The organism is Acinetobacter sp. YH12076 (assembly GCF_013419525.1).
GTDB classification, from domain to species: domain Bacteria; phylum Pseudomonadota; class Gammaproteobacteria; order Pseudomonadales; family Moraxellaceae; genus Acinetobacter; species Acinetobacter amyesii.
Map to the genome: position 1 here is coordinate 1 of NZ_VOZY01000009.1, position 22,193 is coordinate 22,193.

15 protein-coding genes and 1 pseudogene are annotated in these 22,193 nt (G+C 39.2%); 5 read left to right on the top strand and 11 right to left on the bottom strand.

Going from position 1 to position 22,193, the window contains the following annotated elements:
- Positions 1 to 117: 117 nt before the first annotated feature.
- The 3 genes and pseudogenes from FTU22_RS10260 to FTU22_RS10270 all read left to right on the top strand — a co-directional run.
- Positions 118 to 804 (top strand): annotated as a pseudogene (locus FTU22_RS10260) (efflux RND transporter periplasmic adaptor subunit); the annotation flags it as partial.
- Between the two features lie 23 nt (positions 805 to 827).
- Complete coding sequence (locus FTU22_RS10265; RefSeq protein ID WP_180094312.1) at positions 828 to 3,932, top strand: efflux RND transporter permease subunit; 3,105 nt, start codon at positions 828 to 830, stop codon at positions 3,930 to 3,932.
- 96 nt (positions 3,933 to 4,028) lie between these two features.
- Entirely contained in the window at positions 4,029 to 5,744 is a 1,716-nt protein-coding gene (locus tag FTU22_RS10270) for a proline--tRNA ligase (protein WP_180094314.1), read from the top strand.
- A gap of 62 nt (positions 5,745 to 5,806) precedes the next feature.
- On the opposite strand, the gene FTU22_RS10275 is transcribed toward FTU22_RS10270, so the two are convergent.
- From FTU22_RS10275 to apbC, 8 genes are all read right to left on the bottom strand, one after another.
- Positions 5,807 to 7,108 (bottom strand): hypothetical protein, encoded by a 1,302-nt coding sequence (locus tag FTU22_RS10275; RefSeq protein ID WP_180094316.1) that lies wholly within the window; start codon positions 7,106 to 7,108, stop codon positions 5,807 to 5,809.
- A gap of 50 nt (positions 7,109 to 7,158) precedes the next feature.
- Positions 7,159 to 9,339 carry a DUF6160 family protein gene (locus FTU22_RS10280; protein WP_180094318.1) on the bottom strand — a complete coding sequence of 727 codons (2,181 nt, stop codon included), beginning with the start codon at positions 9,337 to 9,339 and terminating at the stop codon, positions 7,159 to 7,161.
- Between the two features lie 30 nt (positions 9,340 to 9,369).
- Entirely contained in the window at positions 9,370 to 10,059 is a 690-nt protein-coding gene (locus FTU22_RS10285; RefSeq protein WP_111884916.1) for a hypothetical protein, read from the bottom strand.
- A 10-nt stretch (positions 10,060 to 10,069) separates the two neighbouring features.
- Positions 10,070 to 12,130, bottom strand: a complete 2,061-nt coding sequence (locus tag FTU22_RS10290; RefSeq protein WP_180094320.1) for a hypothetical protein — start codon at positions 12,128 to 12,130, stop codon at positions 10,070 to 10,072.
- Positions 12,131 to 12,374: 244 nt separating this feature from the next.
- The gene (gene dcd / locus FTU22_RS10295) at positions 12,375 to 12,944 is read right to left on the bottom strand and encodes a dCTP deaminase (protein ID WP_005008040.1); all 570 of its coding nucleotides are present in this window, start codon (positions 12,942 to 12,944) and stop codon (positions 12,375 to 12,377) included.
- A gap of 112 nt (positions 12,945 to 13,056) precedes the next feature.
- Complete coding sequence (locus FTU22_RS10300) at positions 13,057 to 13,650, bottom strand: LysE family translocator (protein WP_078192265.1); 594 nt, start codon at positions 13,648 to 13,650, stop codon at positions 13,057 to 13,059.
- Positions 13,651 to 14,078: 428 nt separating this feature from the next.
- A complete protein-coding gene (locus FTU22_RS10305) occupies positions 14,079 to 14,315 on the bottom strand; it encodes a hypothetical protein (protein WP_180094322.1) in 237 nt (78 codons plus the stop codon).
- A 199-nt stretch (positions 14,316 to 14,514) separates the two neighbouring features.
- Positions 14,515 to 15,786, bottom strand: coding sequence for an iron-sulfur cluster carrier protein ApbC (gene apbC / locus FTU22_RS10310; protein WP_180094324.1), 1,272 nt, complete (start codon positions 15,784 to 15,786; stop codon positions 14,515 to 14,517).
- A gap of 347 nt (positions 15,787 to 16,133) precedes the next feature.
- Between apbC and FTU22_RS10315 the strand changes: the two genes are divergently transcribed.
- Complete coding sequence (locus FTU22_RS10315; RefSeq protein WP_180094326.1) at positions 16,134 to 16,472, top strand: hypothetical protein; 339 nt, start codon at positions 16,134 to 16,136, stop codon at positions 16,470 to 16,472.
- A 49-nt stretch (positions 16,473 to 16,521) separates the two neighbouring features.
- On the opposite strand, the gene FTU22_RS10320 is transcribed toward FTU22_RS10315, so the two are convergent.
- Both FTU22_RS10320 and FTU22_RS10325 read right to left on the bottom strand, forming a co-directional pair.
- The gene (locus tag FTU22_RS10320) at positions 16,522 to 16,920 is read right to left on the bottom strand and encodes a hypothetical protein (protein WP_180007518.1); all 399 of its coding nucleotides are present in this window, start codon (positions 16,918 to 16,920) and stop codon (positions 16,522 to 16,524) included.
- 278 nt (positions 16,921 to 17,198) lie between these two features.
- Positions 17,199 to 17,993, bottom strand: coding sequence for a hypothetical protein (locus tag FTU22_RS10325; protein WP_180094440.1), 795 nt, complete (start codon positions 17,991 to 17,993; stop codon positions 17,199 to 17,201).
- Positions 17,994 to 18,164: 171 nt separating this feature from the next.
- Here FTU22_RS10325 and metG point away from each other — a divergent pair, with 171 nt between their 5' ends.
- On the top strand, positions 18,165 to 20,222 hold the full coding sequence (gene metG, locus FTU22_RS10330; protein ID WP_180094335.1) for a methionine--tRNA ligase: 2,058 nt from the start codon (positions 18,165 to 18,167) through the stop codon (positions 20,220 to 20,222).
- Between the two features lie 111 nt (positions 20,223 to 20,333).
- Here metG and FTU22_RS10335 read toward each other — a convergent pair whose 3' ends face one another.
- Positions 20,334 to 21,932, bottom strand: a complete 1,599-nt coding sequence (locus FTU22_RS10335) for a DUF6119 family protein (protein ID WP_180094337.1) — start codon at positions 21,930 to 21,932, stop codon at positions 20,334 to 20,336.
- Positions 21,933 to 22,193 lie beyond the last annotated feature (261 nt).

The following is a 22,193-nucleotide window of genomic DNA, read 5'->3' on the forward strand; positions in this document are numbered from 1 at the left end:
GAGATCCATGCACGTGTAGCAGTCCTTAACAGATTTACGGAATTAGGTCGCCCACTTACCCAAGTTACGCCTTAAATTTGGATCAATTAGGGGCGCTTTGCATTTCAAATCTTTGTGCAACAAAGCCTTTCCAAAGTAGAGTTTGAACAAAGTCGTGTCGATTACCAAGCTCAAATGGAAAATGTTCGTGCCCAACAAGCTAATGTCGATATTGCTCGAAAAGCCAGTCAAGATGGTACCATTTATAGCCCTATCCAAGGCGTGATTACCAAACGTGATGTTGAACCGGGACAAACGGTTGCTGCCGGACAAACCCTTTTTGAAATTGTCAATCCAGACCAATTAGAAATTCAAGCCAAATTACCAAGTGATCAGCAAGCTGCACTGAAAATTGGACAAAAGATTGAATATAGCATCCAAGGTAATAGCAATTTACTCACAGCACAAATCAGCCGGATTTCACCGATTGCCGATCAAGCCAGTCGTCAAATTGAATTTTTTGCAGCCCCAAATGAAACTATTACTTCATTAAGTATTGGTGCTTTTGTCGAAGGTCACATCTTAGGCACGGATAATATTTCAGGCCAAAAAATTCCACTCGACACCATTCAAAATCTAAAAGACAAACCTTACGTTTGGGTCATTCGTCAAAATAAAATTGCCAAAGTGCCTGTACAAATTTTGAATCAGAGTTATAGCAATAACACCGCGATTGTTCAGGGCTTACAAAATAGTGATCTGATCAGCCGAATTAAATTTAATGATTCAGATATCAAACAAGATGTAAGTATCAGCCAAAATTAAAAGAATAAGGCAGGACTATTGTTATGTGGTTAACCCGAATTAGTGTGAAATATCCTGTTTTCACCTTCATGATGATGTTTTGTCTGATGGTGTTAGGACTCGCATCTTGGCAACGTATGGGCGTTGAGGAGTTTCCTGATGTCGACTTCCCTTTTGTTGTAGTCTACACCAACTATCCGGGTGCTTCTCCTGAGTCTGTCGAATCTGAGATCACCAAGAAACTTGAAGATCAGATCAATACGATTTCAGGCCTTAAGCAAGTCATTTCACAGTCCAGTGAAGGTTTATCCACGGTCATTGTCGAATTTAATCTAGATGTCTCGTCCTCTGTAGCTGCACAAGATATTCGAGATAAAATTGCACCAGTAACTGCACAATTTCGTGATGAAATTGATGACCCGATTGTAGAGCGCTACGACCCTACTGCCAGTGCAATTATGTCGATTGTTTTTGAATCGAAGGACATGTCTTTACGTGATTTGAGCTCCTATCTGAATCAACGGATTGTGCCCCAGCTTAGAACGGTTCCCGGTGTCGGTACGGTCAATTTATTGGGTGATGCGCAGCGTCAAATTCGTATTCAAGTAAATCCGCAAAAATTACAAAGTTTCGGGATTGGGATCGATCAAGTTATAAACACCCTAAAATCTGAAAATATTGAAGTTCCGGGAGGAACTTTAAAACAAAAGAACTCAGAATTGGTGGTCGAAATTAAATCTCGGGTTATTCACCCAAACTCATTCTGTGATTTAGTGGTTGCCAATAAAAATGGCGCGCCGATTTATCTCAAACAAATTGCCGAGATAGAAGATAGCCAAGCTGAAATGGAGTCGAGTGCTTATCTGAATGGTAAAACAGCCGTCGCTGTCGACATTCTAAGAAGTTCGGACTCTAATGTGATTGAGGTAGTTGATAATACCCGTAAAACCTTAAGTAAAATCCAACAGCAATTGCCGAAAGGCACGACCGCAGAAATTGTGGTTGATTCTTCAAAAGGTATTCGTGGCAGCATTAAAGACGTGGCACGTACGATTATTGAAGGTGCAGTACTTGCGGTACTCATTGTATTGTTATTTCTCGGCTCATTTCGTTCGACAGCCATTACAGGTTTAACCCTACCGATTTCGCTACTAGGTACCCTCACCTTTGTTTGGATTTTTGGTTTTACTATCAATATGATGACCCTACTGGCTCTCTCACTAAGTATCGGTCTACTCATTGATGATGCCATTGTGGTTCGTGAAAATATTGTCCGCCATGCCGATATGGGCAAGGACCACGTCACCGCTGCACTCGACGGCACAAAAGAAATTGGTTTAGCCGTATTGGCCACAACATTGACCATTGTCGCGGTATTTTTACCTGTGGCATTTATGGGCGGCATTATTGGGCGTTTCTTCTATCAATTTGGTGTAACCGTCAGTACCGCTGTACTGATTTCAATGTTTGTGAGTTTCACCCTTGACCCGATGTTGTCTGCTCACTGGGCAGAGCGCCACGATCCAAATAAAAAGCCGGGTAAAATCAAACGTTTTTTTAACTGGATTTCGGGCAAGCTCGACAACCTAAGCCATCATTATGAAAAATTACTCAAGCTTGCTTTAAAATTTAGGCTCATTACCCTTTTAATCGCCGTCGCGTCTTTATTTGGTGCATTAGGTTTATCCAAAATGATCGGAACTGAATTTGTACCCGTACCAGACAAAGGTGAAATTCGGATCAAATTTGAAACACCAGTTGATGCAACCCTTGAATATTCGCAGGCTAAGCTTAAGCAAGTAGATCGTATAATTCGCCAACATCCAGAAGTCAAAGCCACTTATGGTGCAATTAATAGTGCCACTGATCGGGGTAAAAACCATGCTAGCATTCGTGTCACTGTTTCACCACGTACGGAGCGTAGTCAAACATTAACGGATCTCAACAATGAATTCCGTACCCGCTTAAAACATGTAGCAGGTATTACCATTACCTCGATTGCCTCAGCTGATGAAACAGTATCGGGCGGCCAAAAGCCGGTTATGATCTCGATTAAAGGACCAGACTTAGATGAGTTACAACGCATTTCTGACCGCTTCATGAAAGAAATTTCGAAAGTCGACGGTATTGTCGACTTAGAAAGCTCACTCAAAGAACCTAAACCGACCTTAGGTGTACATATCAATCGCGTTTTAGCCAGTGATTTAGGTTTATCCGTCAATCAAATCGCCAATGTATTACGCCCTCTTCTTGCGGGTGATAATGTAACAACGTGGAAGGATGATAAAGGCGAAACCTATGATGTAAATTTAAGACTCACTGAAGATCAGCGTCGACTGCCAACTGACATTCAAAGCATGTACATCACATCACAAAAAACCGATGCTGCAGGCTTACCTATTTTAGTTCCATTGGCAAGTGTGGCAAGCTTTGAAGAAACACTTGGTGCTTCACAAATTAACCGTCGTGATCTGGCACGTGAAGTAATGGTTGAAGCCAACACAGCAGGACGTCCTGCGGGTGATATTGGTGCCGAAATCAATGAGATAGAGAAAAACTTCGACTTGCCACCAGGTTATAGTTTTGTCACGCAAGGTGCCAATAAAGATATGGCTGAGTCTGCGGGTTATGCAATGACTGCAATTACCCTCTCTATTGTATTTATTTATATTGTTTTGGGTTCACAATTTAATAGCTTCATTCACCCTGCAGCCATTATGGCTTCATTACCCTTATCATTGATTGGGGTGTTCTTAGCCTTATTCTTATTTAATTCAACCATGAACCTCTTTTCCATTATCGGGATTATTATGCTCATGGGCTTGGTGACAAAGAACGCAATTCTACTCATCGACTTTATTAAAAAAGCCATGGATCATGGTGTAGATCGTTATGACGCAATTATTGAAGCAGGTAAAACCCGTTTACGCCCCATTTTAATGACCACCAGTGCAATGGTGATGGGTATGGTTCCGCTTGCACTTGGTCTGGGTGAAGGCGGTGAACAAAGTGCGCCTATGGCACATGCCGTGATTGGCGGGGTGATTACCTCTACCCTACTAACACTTGTGGTTGTGCCGGTGATTTTTACCTATTTGGATGATTTCCGAAACTTCCTTGCACGTCAGGCCAAAAAAATCATGTCATAATGACAAAATCTAAAATGAGGTGACTTTGGAAAATGTTCACCTCATTTTTTATTGTATACTCTCCACTTTAACGCTTAATTTTTTAGGACAGTTTCCATGCGCGCGAGTCGCTTTTTATTTGCAACGTTAAGAGAAACCCCAAACGATGCTGAAGTTATTTCACATCAGCTTATGCTTCGTGCCGGGATGATTCGTAAATTGGCTTCAGGTTTATACACTTGGCTGCCGATGGGCGTTCGCGTATTAAATAAAGTTGAAGCGATTATCCGCGAAGAGATGGATCGTGCTGGTTCACTTCAAGTCCTGATGCCTGTCACTCAACCCGCATCTTTATGGGAAGAATCAGGTCGTTTCGTACAATATGGTCCAGAACTTTTACGTTTTAAAGACCGTCATAACAATGACTTTGTACTTGGCCCTACACATGAAGAAGTAATTACAGATCTTGCTCGCAATGAATTGAAAAGCTATAAGCAATTGCCTGCAAACTTCTACCAAGTACAAACTAAATTCCGTGACGAAATCCGCCCTCGTTTCGGTGTGATGCGTTCACGTGAATTCATCATGAAAGATGCCTATTCTTTCCATGTTGACCAAGCTTCTTTACAAGAAACCTATGACAAGATGTATGCAGCTTATTGCAAGATTTTCACTCGTTTAGGTTTAAATTTCCGTCCAGTTCAAGCGGATACAGGTTCAATTGGTGGTTCTGGTTCACACGAATTCCACGTCCTTGCGTCTAGCGGCGAAGATGACATCGCATTCTCTACAGAGTCAGATTATGCTGCTAACGTAGAAATGGCGGAAGCAGTATTAGTAGGTGAACGTGCTGCTCCGACTAAAGCACTTGAAATTGTTGATACACCAAATCAGAAAACCATTGCTGAGGTTTCTGAATTCCTTAAATCAGACCCTACTCAATCTGTCAAAGCATTATTGGTTCAAGGTGTTGCTGAAGAAGGTAAAGCTGCACCAGTGGTTGCCTTATTCCTACGTGGCGACCATGAACTGAATGAAATTAAAGCAGAAAAACACCCATTAATTGCTGCTCCATTAACTTTTGCAACTGAAGCACAATTAGCTGACTTAGGCTTAACTGCTGGTTTCTGTGGCCCTCAAGGCTTAACCGAAAAAGGCATTACCGTTATTGTTGACCGTGCAGCGTCTGTACTTTCAGACTTTGTTGCTGGTGCGAACCAAGTTGATAAACATGCTGTAGGTGTAAACTGGGAACGTGATGCACAATACACCGAAGTTTATGACCTGCGTAATGTTGTTGAAGGTGACCCTTCTCCAGATGGTCGAGGTACAATCTTGATTAAACGTGGTATCGAAGTTGGTCATATCTTCCAGTTGGGTCAAAAATACTCTGAAGCACTTGGCTGTAAAGTTTTAGGTGAAGATGGCAAACCTCTCGTTGTGACTATGGGTTGCTACGGTATTGGTGTAACCCGTGTTGTTGCTTCTGCAATTGAACAAAACTTCGATGACAAAGGGATTATCTGGCCATCTGCAATTGCTCCTTTCGAAGTTGCTATTGTGCCAATGAATGCACATAAGTCACCGCGTACAATGGAAGCTGCTGAAGCACTGTATGCAGAATTAACTGCTTCTGGTTATGATGTACTTCTTGATGATCGTAATGAACGTCCTGGTGTTAAATTCTCTGATATCGAGTTAACAGGTATTCCACACCGTATTGTCATTGGCGAGAAAGGTTTGGATGCTGGTACATTTGAGTACAAAGGTCGCCGTGATGAAGAATCAAGCAACTTAAGTAAAGTAGACCTTTTAGCGAAAATTGCAAAATAATTTGCGCTAAACATAAAAAATCCCGCTACGTGCGGGATTTTTTATGTGAAATATTTTAAGCCTTAACAGAATTTCAGACCGCCGAAGCAGTTAGAACGAAACTCTTGTCCAGACAGTTTTAAATTGGTTAATGGGAAATCAATTAATGACGGGTTTTTAATCTCCTTAACATCCAAAGCCGAACCTGCAACACAACCAAAGATTAAATCTCCACAGTTACGAACATTGGTACTTAGATCATGGTTAATTCCGGCGATCGTTTGTTTCAATACCTCATCTGTAATCGCCACTTTATCTGATGGTGTAATACTGCCCAAATCAACTTCATCTTCCATCGCCAGCCACCACCCTCTTTCTGCTGCGACTGCAGCACCAGGCCAGAGTATTTTTTGAGCTTGTAATGATAGCGAAGCAGGGTTATTTAGATAAAGTGCGTGAATCAAACCTAAACTTTGATTTACCGTAATATCGGTTTTTAACCCAGTAAGATACCCCGTCACATCTTTATCCAAATTAATGTTTAAACCGAGTAGAGAGATTTGAGCTTCTAATGGACCACTAAAATCTATACGATCAACAGTTCCTGTACCCTTTAACTGTACATCTGTCATTCGATTCCCACTCACAACAGTGGCTGGAATCGTAAAAGGAGCCGTGGTTGATTTTAAATTAAAAGAATAATTATCTGATTTGTAGTGAAGTGGTCGATCAACTTCAGCACCAAATAATGTCCCCTTAACAGCCCCTTCAATGTATTGCTGCGTAGAAGCATAGTCCATCACACGCTCGGCAGTTGTTGCAACACCCGCAGACGCTTTTGTTTTCATATAACCACTAAAGGTATTGATACCATTGGGTGTATTGCTATTTTCTGTACCTAATGTCATTAATCCAGAAATTTTTTCAGCGCTCAGACGAAAACCCATCACTTCACGAGTTGCCGCTGATTTCGGATCTTTAATTGCAATTTCGATAAAAGGATTGGTCAACAAAGCAGAAGTTGCCGCACGTTCATCCGACGTATAATTGCTATTTGCAGGCAATCCACTCAGTGAAATATGATCAATATCAATATCACAAGCACCTGAGCCATTTGCACCACCACAACCCAATTGGAGCTTTTTAATATTGGCATTGAGCTCCATTTCAGCTTCCAAACCAAGTTTATAAAAGCCAACTTTGGATTGGTCAACAGCTTGTCCACTCTCATCCACAGAATTATACCCCTGCGTATATTCCATGGAGAGTAAAGCTTGACCATCAACTTTTGATAAGCTTTCATCATCTAAAGCCATCATTGCATGAGATAAGCTACTCATCGCAAATGTCGAGAATATCAAACCTCTGATTAACTTCTTTTTCATAACAAATTCCCTGTTCGTTATTTTATTTATTTGTTATTGATTTAATTTTACTAGCGTGGAGTAATCCCCATCGTACTTCGCATTGTTCCACCGGTTAGGGCAATATCCGCCATCTTTTGCATATTGCCATTTGTTAACATCGAAACTTCTGCACGAAACGCTTTAGACATATTATTGGTTGGATTGAATTTTACCTGATTATCAAACTCTACCGAATCTTGTTTCATTTTAATTCGAGCATCAAAGCCTAGATCGCCCTGCATTTTATTAATATTGATACTTGAAGCTGAAACGACACCGCTGGCATTTACATCTTCATTCATCAAACTTAAATAGCTTCCCATAACTTTTTGATCTTTCTTTTCAGCATCTGTTAATGCTTTAAATTCAAAGCTTCCACGGAAAGATAAATAATTATTTTCTGCACTGTCATTTAGACCCGGTACTATAAATAGCTCACCTTTACCATCGAGTTTAAACGCAATATTCGTCAACACATCATCACGTTTAGAGAAATTATCTAAAGGTACTGTAGTCCCACATTTGGCAGAAGCTGTAGTCGCACAGTTATAGGTTGAACCCGGAAGTTGACCAATCGCTAACTCGGCATTAGCTGCAATCAATAAATTATCTGCACGTACATAGATGCCATCATTTTCATAGCCAATCACACCATCAGATTGAATAAGTGCATTGATGTTTCGCAAGCCGGCATAATAATTGACTTCTTGACCATTAATACCTTTTTTACCATCAATCAAAATAATGGAAGTTGTACTTGGTGTTCCTGTTTTTTTATCAACACCATAACCATCTGTGCTCATTACAAGGTTATAGCCAATACCTGATTTTTCAGCCGCATTTTTATAACTGTATTTTTTCTCTGATAATGCAACGTTGGCATTCATATTATAAATTGGGATACCAATCCCCCAACTGTTGTCATTACTTGCAATTGCAGCAATTGAGTTATCCGAAATAAATCGTGCGGTACGCGCGATGGACTGAAAATCCATACCACGAATCGCCACAAGTGCAAAATTTCCACCCGCCGTTTGATTTGACAAGTTTTGGGTTAAAACATTATTGGTTAAACCTAATGTCGCTTTTAATTTATCATTTACCAGAAAATCAAGGCTTTTTGCTTGAATGGTATTGATATAAATATCGCCAAAATCAATATAGGCATTTTTATCAGCAACTAAAGACGTTAAATTAGAAAATTCAATGGCATAACTACCAATACCCGTATGGCCAATTTCTAAGGTTGTCGGTGCTTGACCTGCAACAAGACTCGGATCATCTTTTGAAGTGAAATCCGCGCGCACACCTAAATGTAAACCACCTGAACCAACGGACTCATATCCTGAAGCTTTCGTTGCTAGACCAAAATCTTTAATTCCTTCTTGATTGGCATTTAAGGCAACTCGTGCATTAGTGACAGCACCCGATGCTCCCATACGAATTAAATTGCGCTGTGCACCACCATCGGTACCGTATCGTAAATCGATATTAACGCCGGGGTTTGTGGCATCGCTACGTGAGCTATGTACATCTGAAGTATCCTTTACCCGCCCCAAATTGACCGCATGGTCTTTGCTCCCTATGGATTTTGTGGTGAGAACAATGCCTTCATCAGCTGCGACATACATATAACCTGAACCAGCAAAGTTAAAGTTAAAGTCCTTTAAGGTTACGCTATGTCCATTCATACCATGACTAATACTGGCATTTTGCAATTGAAATTCCATATATGCCGTATCATTACGGTTAAATAGACCATTACTGGTTTCAAGTAATACTTTTAAAGGTGAAGATGTTGCAATCGTAAGTGAACCTAAATTTTGCGTAGGCGTTTGGCACGTTGTGCCTTGACACAGCAGCATAATATTTTGCGCAACAGCCGTAAATGGACTGACACTTGCAGCTATACGCATGCCTACACCAGCATCCGTAGTCCCAACATCAAAATCTAATTTTGATGTAATGGTGCTTTGCCCAACGCCATCTATTTGTACATTGTGCAAACCCATTTTCATCTTATTTTGGTCAGTTGGGTCAACCCAATTTAACTGATCAACTTTGACTCTAGAAACTTCATGGGTAATCGAAATACCATCTTGGCCAGTAACTGCACCCAAGCTTTCATCGGTCATCGCTTCAAAAGCATATGCATGTTGAGCAAGTAAAATACTGGTTGCGAGTGCCGTTAAAGTTGTTATTTTTTTCATCACAATATCCTTATATTCAGTCACAGCTGATTAACAGCGACCTGCACCATTTCCAGTGCAGTTAAAACTGAAGATGTTTAACTTTCCACTCATGTGCATGTTGCCATGCACATTAACACCCATAAATCCTTGTTCTGAACCACGATCAAAATCAGGCACTGCTAAAGTTGAAGTTGTTCCATCAGCTTTCTTTTCGGTATAGGTCGTATAAGTACTGGTATTTTCATAACCTTCCTTACCTGTCGTCCCTGTTTCCACCGCCAACGTAGCAAAACCTAAATTTCTAATTTTTAATGGCTTATCATCATAAAATGTCAACTGCATAGCCGTTTGTGGATTGCCTTCACGATTGATAATCGTCACACCATCTAGTGAAAATTGATCGATCTGTAACGTTCCTTGAAACTGTTTAAACACCAACCATTTCTTATTACCATTTGCATCCACATGATTATTGGGCGCAAGTGCTAAGCGACAAAACTCATTGGATGAACATTGATATCCATAAAAAGCTTGAGTCGTTTTTCCATTCGCATCCATGATAGAAATGTTGTTTTTCGACATATCATTGGCGTATTGATGGTTTAATGAAAGTGTCCAACTGAGATCAGCACCGCCTTGACCGGTTGCAGCGGTAAGTTCGCTATTATCCATAGACACTAAGCCTGCATGAGTTTGTGTCAGTGCAGCACAAACAACAGCGCATAAAATTTTATACATGTAATTTCTCCTACAGCCCTGTTGTTCTTATTTTTAAGTGCTGAATCAATACGCCATCTATGGCAACAGATCCTAAATTCGTGCTTTGTCCATTGACACCTTTAAAGACCACACCTGTCGCCGTATCCGTACTTTTTGCATTCAGCAGATTACCAGGCAAACGCTCTACTGTACCGATTGCAATACTACTATGTGTTGCATTACGCCCTTGATATAGTGCTGTCGCATCTGAAGAGTTTGCTTTTAACTCCGTACCACAACTATAGACGTTACAGGTTGAACCTTTAAAGTCAGCAGCGGTTAAACCCGATGTACCGGTGGTATTACCCGGGATATCCGTATAGTAGGTATAAATTTTACTGTAAATAGAAGGCACATTTGGAATACGAGTTACTTCCAGAATAATATTTCGACCTTCTGAACCCACAATAAAGGGCTGATACATATTGCCTAAAACTAAATTGATATTTGGGCTATATAAATATAGACCTTCAGTTTCATGAAAGATTGGAGCTGCAGATCGATCCATCGCTGGTGTCGCTGCAGTACCATCATCCAGTTCGGAGCGTGCAGCTGTACTGATACGCATACCGCGAGCATCCAAATCACCGTCATTGATACTCAGTGACTCAGCACGATCATTGGTATTAATACGAATTAAACTGGCTAAACCTAAAGTTTGGTTATAGTTGGTATTTGTTGATTTTAGGGTTTGAAAAATTCGAACTTGTGAACCATTAAAACTCAAACCATTCGCAACAATTTGAGTCCGTAACCGATAATCTTTATCTAAGCCACTGGTCGGCGCACCGGTAATCGGATCGACGACATTACTTGAATTTAAAGACCGTGAAAATACATCCATCCACAAACCAAGCTTGATGTTGTTAGATGCATCATCTGCCGCAATTTTCTTTAATGGTGCCTCAATCGCTAAGTAACCAACATTCCCCTTATTATCTTTCGCAAATTGTTCAACATCTTGATTCCCCGCATGGAAAAGCCATGGGTTTTCTGCTGTACCCCAATTAAATCCTTGGTCTGTATAGCGCGTTGCTAATGAACTTTTGCCATTTTTATCTTTGCTATTGGACAGGGCTAAACCATATATAAATACATCTGCTTTCGATCTGAGACTCGATACGGTCGCAGTCGAAGCAATTTGTTTTGCTGTAATCTCAGCATTTTTCTTCACGGTTGCTAATGCTGCATCGCTTGCCTTTTGAGCTTCAAGCTTGGCATAGTCCGTTGCCAACTGATTGAGGGTTTCTGCAGCTTTGGCATTTAACTGAGCATCTTTTGTTGTATCAATAATATTTGAACGTGTAATTTTTCCCGAGACATAATTTTTATAAAATGTCGAAGTGGTCGGTAAATTACCCGTACTATTGTTACCGTATAGTAACTCAATCATTTCATAGGTATTTTTTAAAGCGGCAGCTTGAGACTTTTCTTTTAAGAACGGTGTAATTGATTCTTTCGTTGTGCCATCGTTTTCAAAAGATAAGCCAGCCGATGAACCATCATAATAATCTGCATAACGCTGATCGTAATATGCCTTCATCGTTGGTGATTCAAGATAAGACTGTACTAATCGGCCACGATATTCTGTTGAATATGTTGCTATGGTTTCATTGGTAATACGTGTAGCATTATTGGTCTCATAGGTGCTTTTAGAACTTAAGAAAGTGGAGTCATAAACACCGTTATAGCCCGTAACTCGGCCTTGCTGATAGGCATCAACATATGCAGCTTTATAGATTTTATCGTAAGCACGCTGGCCTAATTGTTCATAGTTTTCACCTGTAGGAATAATCCGAATAAAACCTGTATCGCTTTTCCCTGGATCAACCATACCTGACGCATAACTAGAAGCTGTAGAACGGTCATTTGGGCCTTGAAAGACCATTTTGAAATTTTCTAAAGTGAGTGCAACACCTTCACCAGTTGTGGCTGAAAGTGCTTCATCTGATAAATCTTGAAGCGCATATACAGATGGTGCAGCAAAAATGCTGACTGCGGCTGCTAAGCAACTCTGGCGGAATAACTTAGCCTGGGTGAATTGAGTCATCTCGACCTTCCTTTTATCAGATGCTCTGCATCTCTCTTATATTTATTCCTGAGAACTGGCTTTGATGTTATTGTCCATTTATTCCTTAAATGGAGACTTGTGATAGACCAGTCACTTAACTTTTTATTATGCTGAATAATTACTCAATTGCAAAAACTTCCCCACCGAATGGTCTATTTTCCGATGAATGACCCAACAAAAAAGCGGGCTAATTCGCCCGCTTTTTTAAACTCAATCCGAAGGATTAAGCTTTCGGTAATGTCACACCGGTTTGACCTTGGTATTTACCACCACGGTCTTTATAAGAGGTTTCACACACTTCATCTGATTCGAAGAACAACATTTGTGCGACACCTTCACCCGCGTAAATACGTGCAGGTAAGTTGGTTGTATTCGAAAATTCTAAAGTCACGTGACCTTCCCACTCTGGTTCAAGAGGCGTCACATTGACAATAATACCGCAGCGAGCATAGGTTGATTTACCCAAACAAACGGTTAAAACATTACGTGGAATACGGAAATATTCGACTGTCCGTGCTAGTGCAAACGAGTTCGGCGGAATGATACAAACGTCTGATTCGATATCAATAAAGCTTTTATCGTCAAAGTTTTTAGGGTCAACAATTGCTGAATGAACATTGGTAAAGACTTTAAATTCACGAGCACAGCGCACGTCATAACCATAGCTCGACACGCCATACGAAATAAGCTTTTCGCCATTTTCATCATAACGGACTTGGTTTTCTGCATACGGTTCAATCATGCCGTGTTTTTCGCTCATTTCGCGAATCCAACGATCAGACTTAATAGCCATTTATCTCTATCCAAAAACTTAAATCAATTATTGCGTGGTACTTTAACTGAAATCCGACTTAATGAAAATAAGCTTTGCCGAACTAAGCGGATTTAGTCATTTTGAAATCAATTTAGAGTTTTAAAATCGCAGAATAACTCAGTGGTATCGAAAAACTAACCAAGACCAATGACGCTGTTCGTTGTAAATTGGCTTGATTGAGCCAACTAATTTTATTCGATGCCAAAACTGAACCAAGAAAGGTCCAAAAAAATGCAATAGGAACGATCAACAACAAAAAAATTAGCATGTGAGCTACATAATACTGCGCATTTTGCCAAGCCAATGCAGGAAAAATCGCAGATGCGAATAATAATGCTTTGGGGTTTAATAACGTCGCAACAAAAAGTTCGCGTGCACGAATGCCCTTTTGATTAAAATTTTCAGCAACAGTTGCTGTACGCCATAATCGCATAGCCAAAAATAGAATATAGCCAGCACTAAACAATTTCAAAATGGTCGGCAGTAAAGGCAGATGTACGGAAATTTTACCAATGAGAAAACCCCATAGGCTAATCGAAATAAGATAACCAAAGGCTTCCGCTGGAATGAGTCGGAATGATTTACGTAGCCCAACTTGAATACCCGAAGATGCGAGTAGCGTATTGGTTGGTCCCGGCGTTAACAAAATACTGATAACTAGACCAATAAAAAACCATGAAATCATACTTTGACCTCAAACTTAATCCGCGAAGATTAATTCAGTTTGCTGGACTTAGCAAAAACTTATTTTACGATGATTAATGAATTTTAGTAATGACTAATTTTTATGTTTAAATATCAAAATATTAAGCAAATATTTCAGCGTATAATTTAAAAACCTACGCAGTCAAAATCCTCTAAAAGTCTTATGTTTAACGCTGCTTTTTTTCATTTTGACAAAAAAAAAGCCTGACCGAAGTCAGGCGCACTGAAAAATCAATATTCAGTGATTAACCCACAATCGCTTTTTTCAAGTCTTGTGCAGTTTGTGCTTTTTGCGTAGCTTTGGCTTTTTCTTTTGCAATTTTTGCTTTCTTTTCAGCAACTTTTTGATCTGCCTTGGCTTTGGCTTTTGCAGCTTTCTCTGCTTTAGCTTCAGCTGCTTTTTTCGCTTTAAGTTCTTTTTGTAGTCAATTTTGATTTTTGATCGCTGACTTTTTTTGCCGCTTTCGCTTCAGATTCAGACTTTGCTTTTACCGCTTTTTGTACATCTGAATTTGCAGCGATTTTTTGTTGGGCAATTTGACCCGCAACCTGTTTCGCCGCAGGAGCCGTTGTATTTGCCATTGCAGAAGCAGCGAACACAGTTGTACTCACAGCAAGAACGATAGATTTGACTAAAGTTTTCATTTGGTTAACTCATTATTTATCAAGATAATTTAATGAGTGTGATAAAGCGCTAAAATATAGCGTTACATATGTATACAATGTAATATTGTGTAATTACAGCAACCAACTGCCTATAAAAAAATCAAAATGGGTCTTATTAAGAAAAAAAATCTGGCACTAGGCCAGATTTAATGCGATCAACTTAAATTTCAGTTAACCCTTAGAAAATACGGTTTTTATCTTTTTCAGCCTGAGGCAATGCATCTGCAATTTTTTGCGCAATCGCCATATAGCTTTCAGCAGCATCATCACCAGCAATCACGGACGGTTTCCCTGCATCGGCATTTTCACGAATTTGTACGTTCAGCGGTAAACGGCCTAAGAGTGGAATGTCGTATTGGGCTGAAAGTTGGTCGCCACCACCTGTGCCAAAGATTTGCTCTTCATGTCCACAGTTCGAACAGATATGCGTCGACATATTTTCAACCACGCCCATCACAGGGATGTGTACACGGTTAAACAACTCAATACCTTTGGTCGCATCCATTAATGCAACGTTTTGTGGTGTCGTCACAATCACAGCACCTGTCACTGGTATACGTTGTGCAAGCGTTAACTGAATATCACCTGTGCCTGGTGGCATATCAATGACCAATACATCCAGATCAGGCCATAAAGTTTGGTTAAAGAGCTGCATTAACGCCCCCGTCGCTTTCGGCCCACGCCAAGCCACTGGCGTATTGTTATCCCCAGTTAAGTGACCAATTGAAAGTACAGCCATACCATATGCTTCGATAGGAACAAATTGCTCAGCTTCAATCATCGGCGTGCGGCCTGCATTGCCGAGCATCGTTGGAATACTTGGACCATAGATGTCTGCATCCAATACCCCAACCTTTAAACCCAGTTGTTGTAATGCAAGCGCCAAATTCACTGTGGTGGTCGATTTACCCACACCACCTTTACCAGATGACACCAAAATGACATTTTTAATGCGTGGGTGTTTCGGTACATCACGCTGTTGTGGAGCGGCTTTTTGAATCGGTGGGTTATTCGGATCAACTTCGGCAGGTGCTTCGGGTGTTTTCGCAGACGCATCCACAACTGGAGGTAACTGACGTTTTGCTGCTGAACTCTCAGCTTTTTCTTGGCTAGAACAGCTTTCGCCTTCTGCATGATGATGACCACAACCACCTTCAGATTTATGCCCTGTTTTTTGTTGAATTACATGCATATTCAGCTCGTTAATGCCGCATTTTTCTAACGCATCAGCCAAATCATCATGGATTTTTTGTAAGTCATCGGCTTCTGAAGGAAAGGTATTAATCGTGATCTGTAAGATCTGACCTTGCACATTTACCTGTGTAATACGGTCTTTTAAAGCATTATTTGAATTGGGAAGTACATAGTTTTGTAAAACCTGTTGGATTTCCTCTTCTTTCACCTCTTGGGAGGGTGAAAACACAGATTTTAGAGAAGAAAGCCACGACATTATGTTGTCTCCAAACAGGAACATCAAAAGATAATAGCGATAGTTTACCTGTTCATCTGCCCCAGAGTAAGAGGGAGATGAATGACTTATCCCTATAAGCTTATAAAGTTGAGTAATTTAGTCAGCTTTCAAACAATTTTTCTAACGTGTGACACTTAAAAATGCACCTGCAACTGATTTTTGCGGCTAAACCAAAGCCTTTAAATTTGAATTGATTACATATCAACCATACATTTTCAGCGTAATTTCAGTTTATATTTCAGTCGTTTCAACAGAATAATCATAGCGATGGATGTGCAATCTAAAGGCACATTTTGTGCTTTTTAGTTTTTAAAATGGGGATGACGATGTATCCGAAGACTATCTATAAGAAGAATATTTATAAAACGACTTTATGTGCCTTGATGCTCCTGACTTCAGCAGCCTATGCAGAAATTGCGACTGAAGCCATTCAAACACCTGACCGACAAACTGTAGCGATTGGTGATAGCATCGATCTCATGCGCTCGCGTATGCAAGCTTCTCCGATGAAAATGCTGTCTTATCCGCTGCAAGAGAAAAATCTGCCTGCGAAACTAGCGGTAGATTACACCTATGAAATTGCCAATATGCGCTATGTGATTACCATAGTCGATGATCAAGTCAAAAATATTAAAACTGAAAATTTAGATGGATTAAAACAATGAATCCTAAAAAAGCCGCTCTTGATAGAACGGCTTTTTTGATCAGCCCCAATTAAGCTTGATCATCTTTTTTAAACTTATTCAGTGTGTCAGTGGCTTTCTTTTTTAACTCGTCAAATTTCTCTGTCGCCTGCACTTTTAGTTCATCAAATTTTTCGACAGCCTCATGTTTAAGTTCGGAAGCTTTGACTTTGGCTTCATCAAATTTATGACTCGCTTCTGCTTTTAACTGCTCTAGACGGTCTTTGGTTTCAGCATGCTGTTCTGCATGTTCATGTTTGGCGTCATTTAAGGTTTTTTCACCCTCAAGCTTGAGTTCTTCAACTTTATGCTTTGTACCATCGAGTGCTTTTTCACCTTCAAGTTGAGCCTCTTTGGCTTTGAGCTTTAGATCATCACCCAACTCTGACGCTTTATCTTTCAATTGATCAATTTTATTTTCAGTTGTCATCGTTCTCGCCTCTTCTCTGTTATTGTCTAACAATAGTTATAACGTGCTTTGACGGGATGACCTTAAAAATATGCATTTAGAAACAATTGAGCTACATGACGTTGCATTTATGCTTTTTGGCATAAGTTTAGGATTTAAAATTGATCCGAGTTTAAATGTATTAAATCATTGAAAAATATAAAGGCTATTTTTATTGTATTGATATTCATCAATCTAAATTAAGCAAAAGGAATAACGGTAAAGCCCCTAATGACGCACTTTACCGCTACATAAAAAGATTATTTGCTGACTGTGCTCATAAAACTAACTGCTGCAAATAACCAAATAAAGAGTACAAAGCTACGACCTTGATTGAAATGGGTAAGCTCTGTTCCATGTAAAATATTATGGCGCGTCATCGCAACTGTTGAACTGCTATCCATTTGATAAGCAGCTAATTCAGCAAAATAATGATTCAGTTCATTGGCAATTTTTGCTTTATGCCAAAGACTCTTAATTTCACTGCCTTTTAGACCGGGTACAATTTTATATACATCGACAAACTTGGTACCGCTCTGCTTTAAAAAGCCCGTTTGAATCAGTACATCCGTTAAAATGCCTTCTAACTGTGCATACAAGACAGGGATACAACCGGCATGGAAATTCAGCTTATACAGTTTAAAAGCTTCAAGTAGAACCAAACGACGTTGCGCTTTATTTTCACCAATCTCTAAGGCATCAAAGGCTTTCAACATTTCTATCTGAAAAAACTCGGTGTTAATCGCATCGAGTAAATGAAACCGTTTTTGATCTTCATGTTGATGAAGCAGTTGCCAAAAATACAATAAATTTAAAGCATCATTCGCTACTTTCATTTCTATAGGCTGATCTAGTTCATCGGCCAAAATATCGAAATAAGGCTCATCTTGTGCCAAATGACGCAGGGTTTGAATCAGTAAGGCATGCTCATCTGCAGAAATCTGTTCTAAATATTTCTGCGCATCTTTAATAATGTGATGTCCCAATTTATGACGCTGTTCATTTTGAGGAATACGAGTGATTGGCTGATCGTCTTCATAGTCATCTTCATACATGGGCTTCTTACTCTTAAGCATCACAGTTATGCCCTATTATCACTGTAATTGTGTCAGCAATATAGATTTTTTTACTTTTGCAAAGATTTCACCTATTCCCTTGTGCAAGTACTGGCTATCTCATGTAAAATTACAGCCCATTGCATAAATACGAATGAGAGAGTCATATCCGTGCGTAATATTTTAGTTACTAACGCCCTTCCATACGCGAATGGCCCAATTCATATGGGTCATTTACTCGGTTATATCCAAGCTGATATTTGGGTTCGTGCCATGCGTGCAATGGGTCATAACGTGACTTATGTATGTGCGGATGATGCTCACGGCACAGCGATTATGCTACGTGCGGAAGCCAATGGTATTTCGCCTGAACAGCAAATTGCCAATGTGCAAAAAGAACATGAACGTGACTTTGCTGGCTTTAGAGTTGACTTTGACCATTACGACTCAACTAATAGCCCTGAAAACCAAGCACGCGCTTCAGAGATTTACATTAAGAACCGTGAAGCGGACAATATTGCTGTACGCCCTGTGACGCAATTGTTTGACCCTGAAAAAGGCATGTTCTTGTCTGACCGTTTCATTAAAGGTACATGCCCGAAATGTAAAGCGGAAGACCAATACGGCGACTCATGTGAAGTGTGTGGTACAACATACAACGCAACTGAATTGTTAAATCCAAAATCGACTTTAAGCGGTGCGACACCTGTAGAAAAATCTTCAGATCACTACTTCTTTAAACTGCCGAACTTTGGTGAATACCTACAAAAATGGACACGTGACGAAGGTCGTTTACCTGTGTCGATTGCCAACAAGTTAGATGAATGGTTTGAAGCAGGTTTATCTGACTGGGATATCTCACGTGATGCGCCTTACTTCGGTTTTGAAATTCCTGATGCACCGAACAAATACTTCTACGTTTGGGTAGACGCGCCAATTGGCTATATGTCTAGCTTTGAAAACTACATCAAAACTAAACGACCTGACCTAAGCTTTGACGATTATTGGAAAAAAGATTCTAAAAATGAGGTGTATCACTTCATTGGTAAAGACATCGTGTATTTCCACGCATTGTTCTGGCCTGCAATGCTTGAAGGTGCGAACTACCGTACACCGACAAGCCTGTTCGTCAACGGTTTCTTAACTGTAAACGGTCAGAAGATGTCTAAATCTCGTGGTACGTTTATTAAAGCGGAAACGTATTTACAGCATTTAAACCCTGAATATTTGCGTTACTACTTCGCATCTAAACTTTCAGACAAAGTTGAAGATTCTGACTTGAACCTTGATGATTTCGTTCAAAAAGTGAATTCTGACCTTGTTGGTAAAGTGGTGAACATCGCAAGTCGTTGTGCGAAATTCATTAACACGAAATTTGATAACAAACTATCTGCAACGTGTGCAGAGCCTGAATTGGTTCAAAGCTTTATCGATGCGGGTGATTCGATCGCTCAGGCGTATGAAGCTCGTGAATTTTCAACAGCGATTCGTGAAATCATGGCGTTAGCTGATAAAGCCAACCAATACATCGATGAGAAAAAGCCTTGGGCTTTAGCAAAAATTGAAGGCGAAGAACAACAAGTTCATGACGTATGTTCTGTCGGTATCAACCTGTTCCGTCAATTGGCGGTTTACCTTGCGCCTGTACTTCCAACATTGGCAGAGCAAGTTCAAGCGTTCTTACAACTCGACAGCTTCAATTTTGAATCTCGTAAGCAAGTATTGGTTGCGCATGAAATTGCATTGTTCCAACCATTGATGCAACGTGTTGATCCTAAAGCTGTGGCTGCTATGGTGGATGCCTCTAAAGATTCTTTGGCTGCCCCTGCTGAAGCACCAAAGGCTGAGAAGAAAAAAGAGAAAAAAGCTGAAAAGAAACCTGAGCTTAAAGTTGGCGAAGCTGAAATTATCGGTATCGAAGACTTTATGAAAGTTGACTTACGTGTAGCGGAAGTTTTAGAAGCTGCTCACGTTGAAGGTTCAGACAAACTGCTTCAATTGACCTTAAATGTCGGCGAAGCTGAGCCACGTAACGTGTTTAGCGGTATTCGTGAGTTCTACCAACCTGAAGACCTTAAAGGCAAATTGGTGGTCATGGTAGCTAACCTTGCACCGCGTAAGATGCGTTTTGGTATTTCTAACGGTATGGTTTTAGCTGCGGGTAATGGTGAAGGTGTTTGGGTGATTTCACCTGAAACTGGTGCTAAACCGGGTGATAAAGTGTCTTAAGATTTAAGTCTTAGATAGGAAAAGCCTCTACTTTGTAGGGGCTTTTTTATGCCTTTAGTTTCCCTCTCCTTTTAGGAGATGAGAAGCGCTGCTTCGCAAGGGAGAGGTGATTTATGAATCAATTTTTATATGGTTAGAAATATATATCTTTGGTTTTAAATCAAAAAACTCTACTCTTTTTTTCCATGAATCCACAGCTAATAAAAACTGTATCGAGTTTATTTCAATTAAAGATGAAACAGGCTGCTCTAAAACAAGCCATAATGCAGCTGACTCAAGTTTATCTTCAAAAGGAATAACTCTTTGTTTGATAAGTTCTACAGCCCCTTTCGACTGTTCTATATTATAAATTAGATCTTGAGGTTTTCCTGAAATTTTAACTGAAATTATTTCATTATCCTTATATAAATCAGCAACTTCAAACTTATAATTACGCCCTTTACTAGATAAGGATTGTATTGCTTCTAATTGCCTATCAAGCAATTTATAGCCATTGTTAAGACTAAGTTTCTCATTAAAATAGTATTCACGGTACGTTATTTCATTACCTAAATTTTCTCCATTTCTGATTTGGGTTTCTTTATTTTTTTTCCAAGTTAAATAATCACTTTCAATTAAATCCTGTTCAAATATTAGTGTTATTTGTTCTAAAGATTTTTTTAAATATGCTTTGAAAGTTTCGTTGAATTTAAACCATTTTCCACATTTTAGAAAATATTGAGCATCTTCATATGAGGTGTAGAAATCTAAAATTTCTTTTAGTGGTTGTGTGAAACGACCACTACCTTCTATTTTAAATTTCACGTACAAATCATCAATACTTTGAAGATTATGTTCTTTAATAAAACTAGAAATCATAGAAATATCAAATGAATTGCCAAGTTCAAGTTTTGCAAGTTGCTTACGCTCTTTCTTGTAAATTAATTCGTAGTTATATTCATTAAATCGAAAAGAAATATTAATTCCAGCCACATGTATTTCTTCAAGACAGATAGATACATTTTCTTGTAAAGAATCTATAATTTCGGCATCTAATTGGGTTATTAAATTTTGATCTATAACTGGTTCTAATTTAGGTAGTTTTATTATTTCTTCAGTACCTAAAGTATCAGAAATTTCATTTAGAATTTGTGCCAAATCACTAGGAGACTTATCTACATTTAACTGTACTGAATCAGCAAAAATAATATTTTTATCTCCCCATATTTCAGAGTTGGAAGCTTTAATTTTTAGATGCTCAACTGACTCCCCTGATTCATAGCTATTTATATTAAAGTTCTCATAGGATGAAACTTCATGTCTTTTCGTACCTGTAAAGTATCTACTTTTTTTAAGAATGGTAGTTTGTTCATTACCCATTCTTACAGCTAGGCTGATCCCAAAATTTGGCTCAATAAATTTTGCAAGATAAAAGTGAGATTTCCCTAAACTCACAGCATATATTTCTTGAAGGTTGTCTTCATTTTTACAAATCAACAATCCAAAATGGAAAATATTTTTTGGCGAATTATTTTGAGAAATCAAAAAATCCTTGTATGTTTCGTGCCACCAAACATCATTACCTTCAACTTTTTCTGAAAAATAAAAAGTCATTTCATAGTTATCGTAAATTTGAGTCTTTTGCTCTACTAGACCTACTGACTCGAGTTTTTCGAGTAATCCCTTCATTTCAGAAAATTTTAATTTATATATATTGTATGTATTGATCATTTTTTCATCTAATTATGTTAATTATTAATCCTATAAATTTGTACAAAAAATGTAAATTTTTTTTATCAATACTTTTTTTAGCAAAGATAATCTATTTTAAAGTCCTTAAATAAATGCTATAAACAAGAAAAATCCCTTTAAAACTTATAACAATCCTAAGAAAACTTTATAACCAATATTTTTAGCAATTACCCTAAGCTACTTTCAGTAAACTCTCCCCTTACGAAGCAGTGCTTCTCATACCCTAAAAGGAGAGGGAAT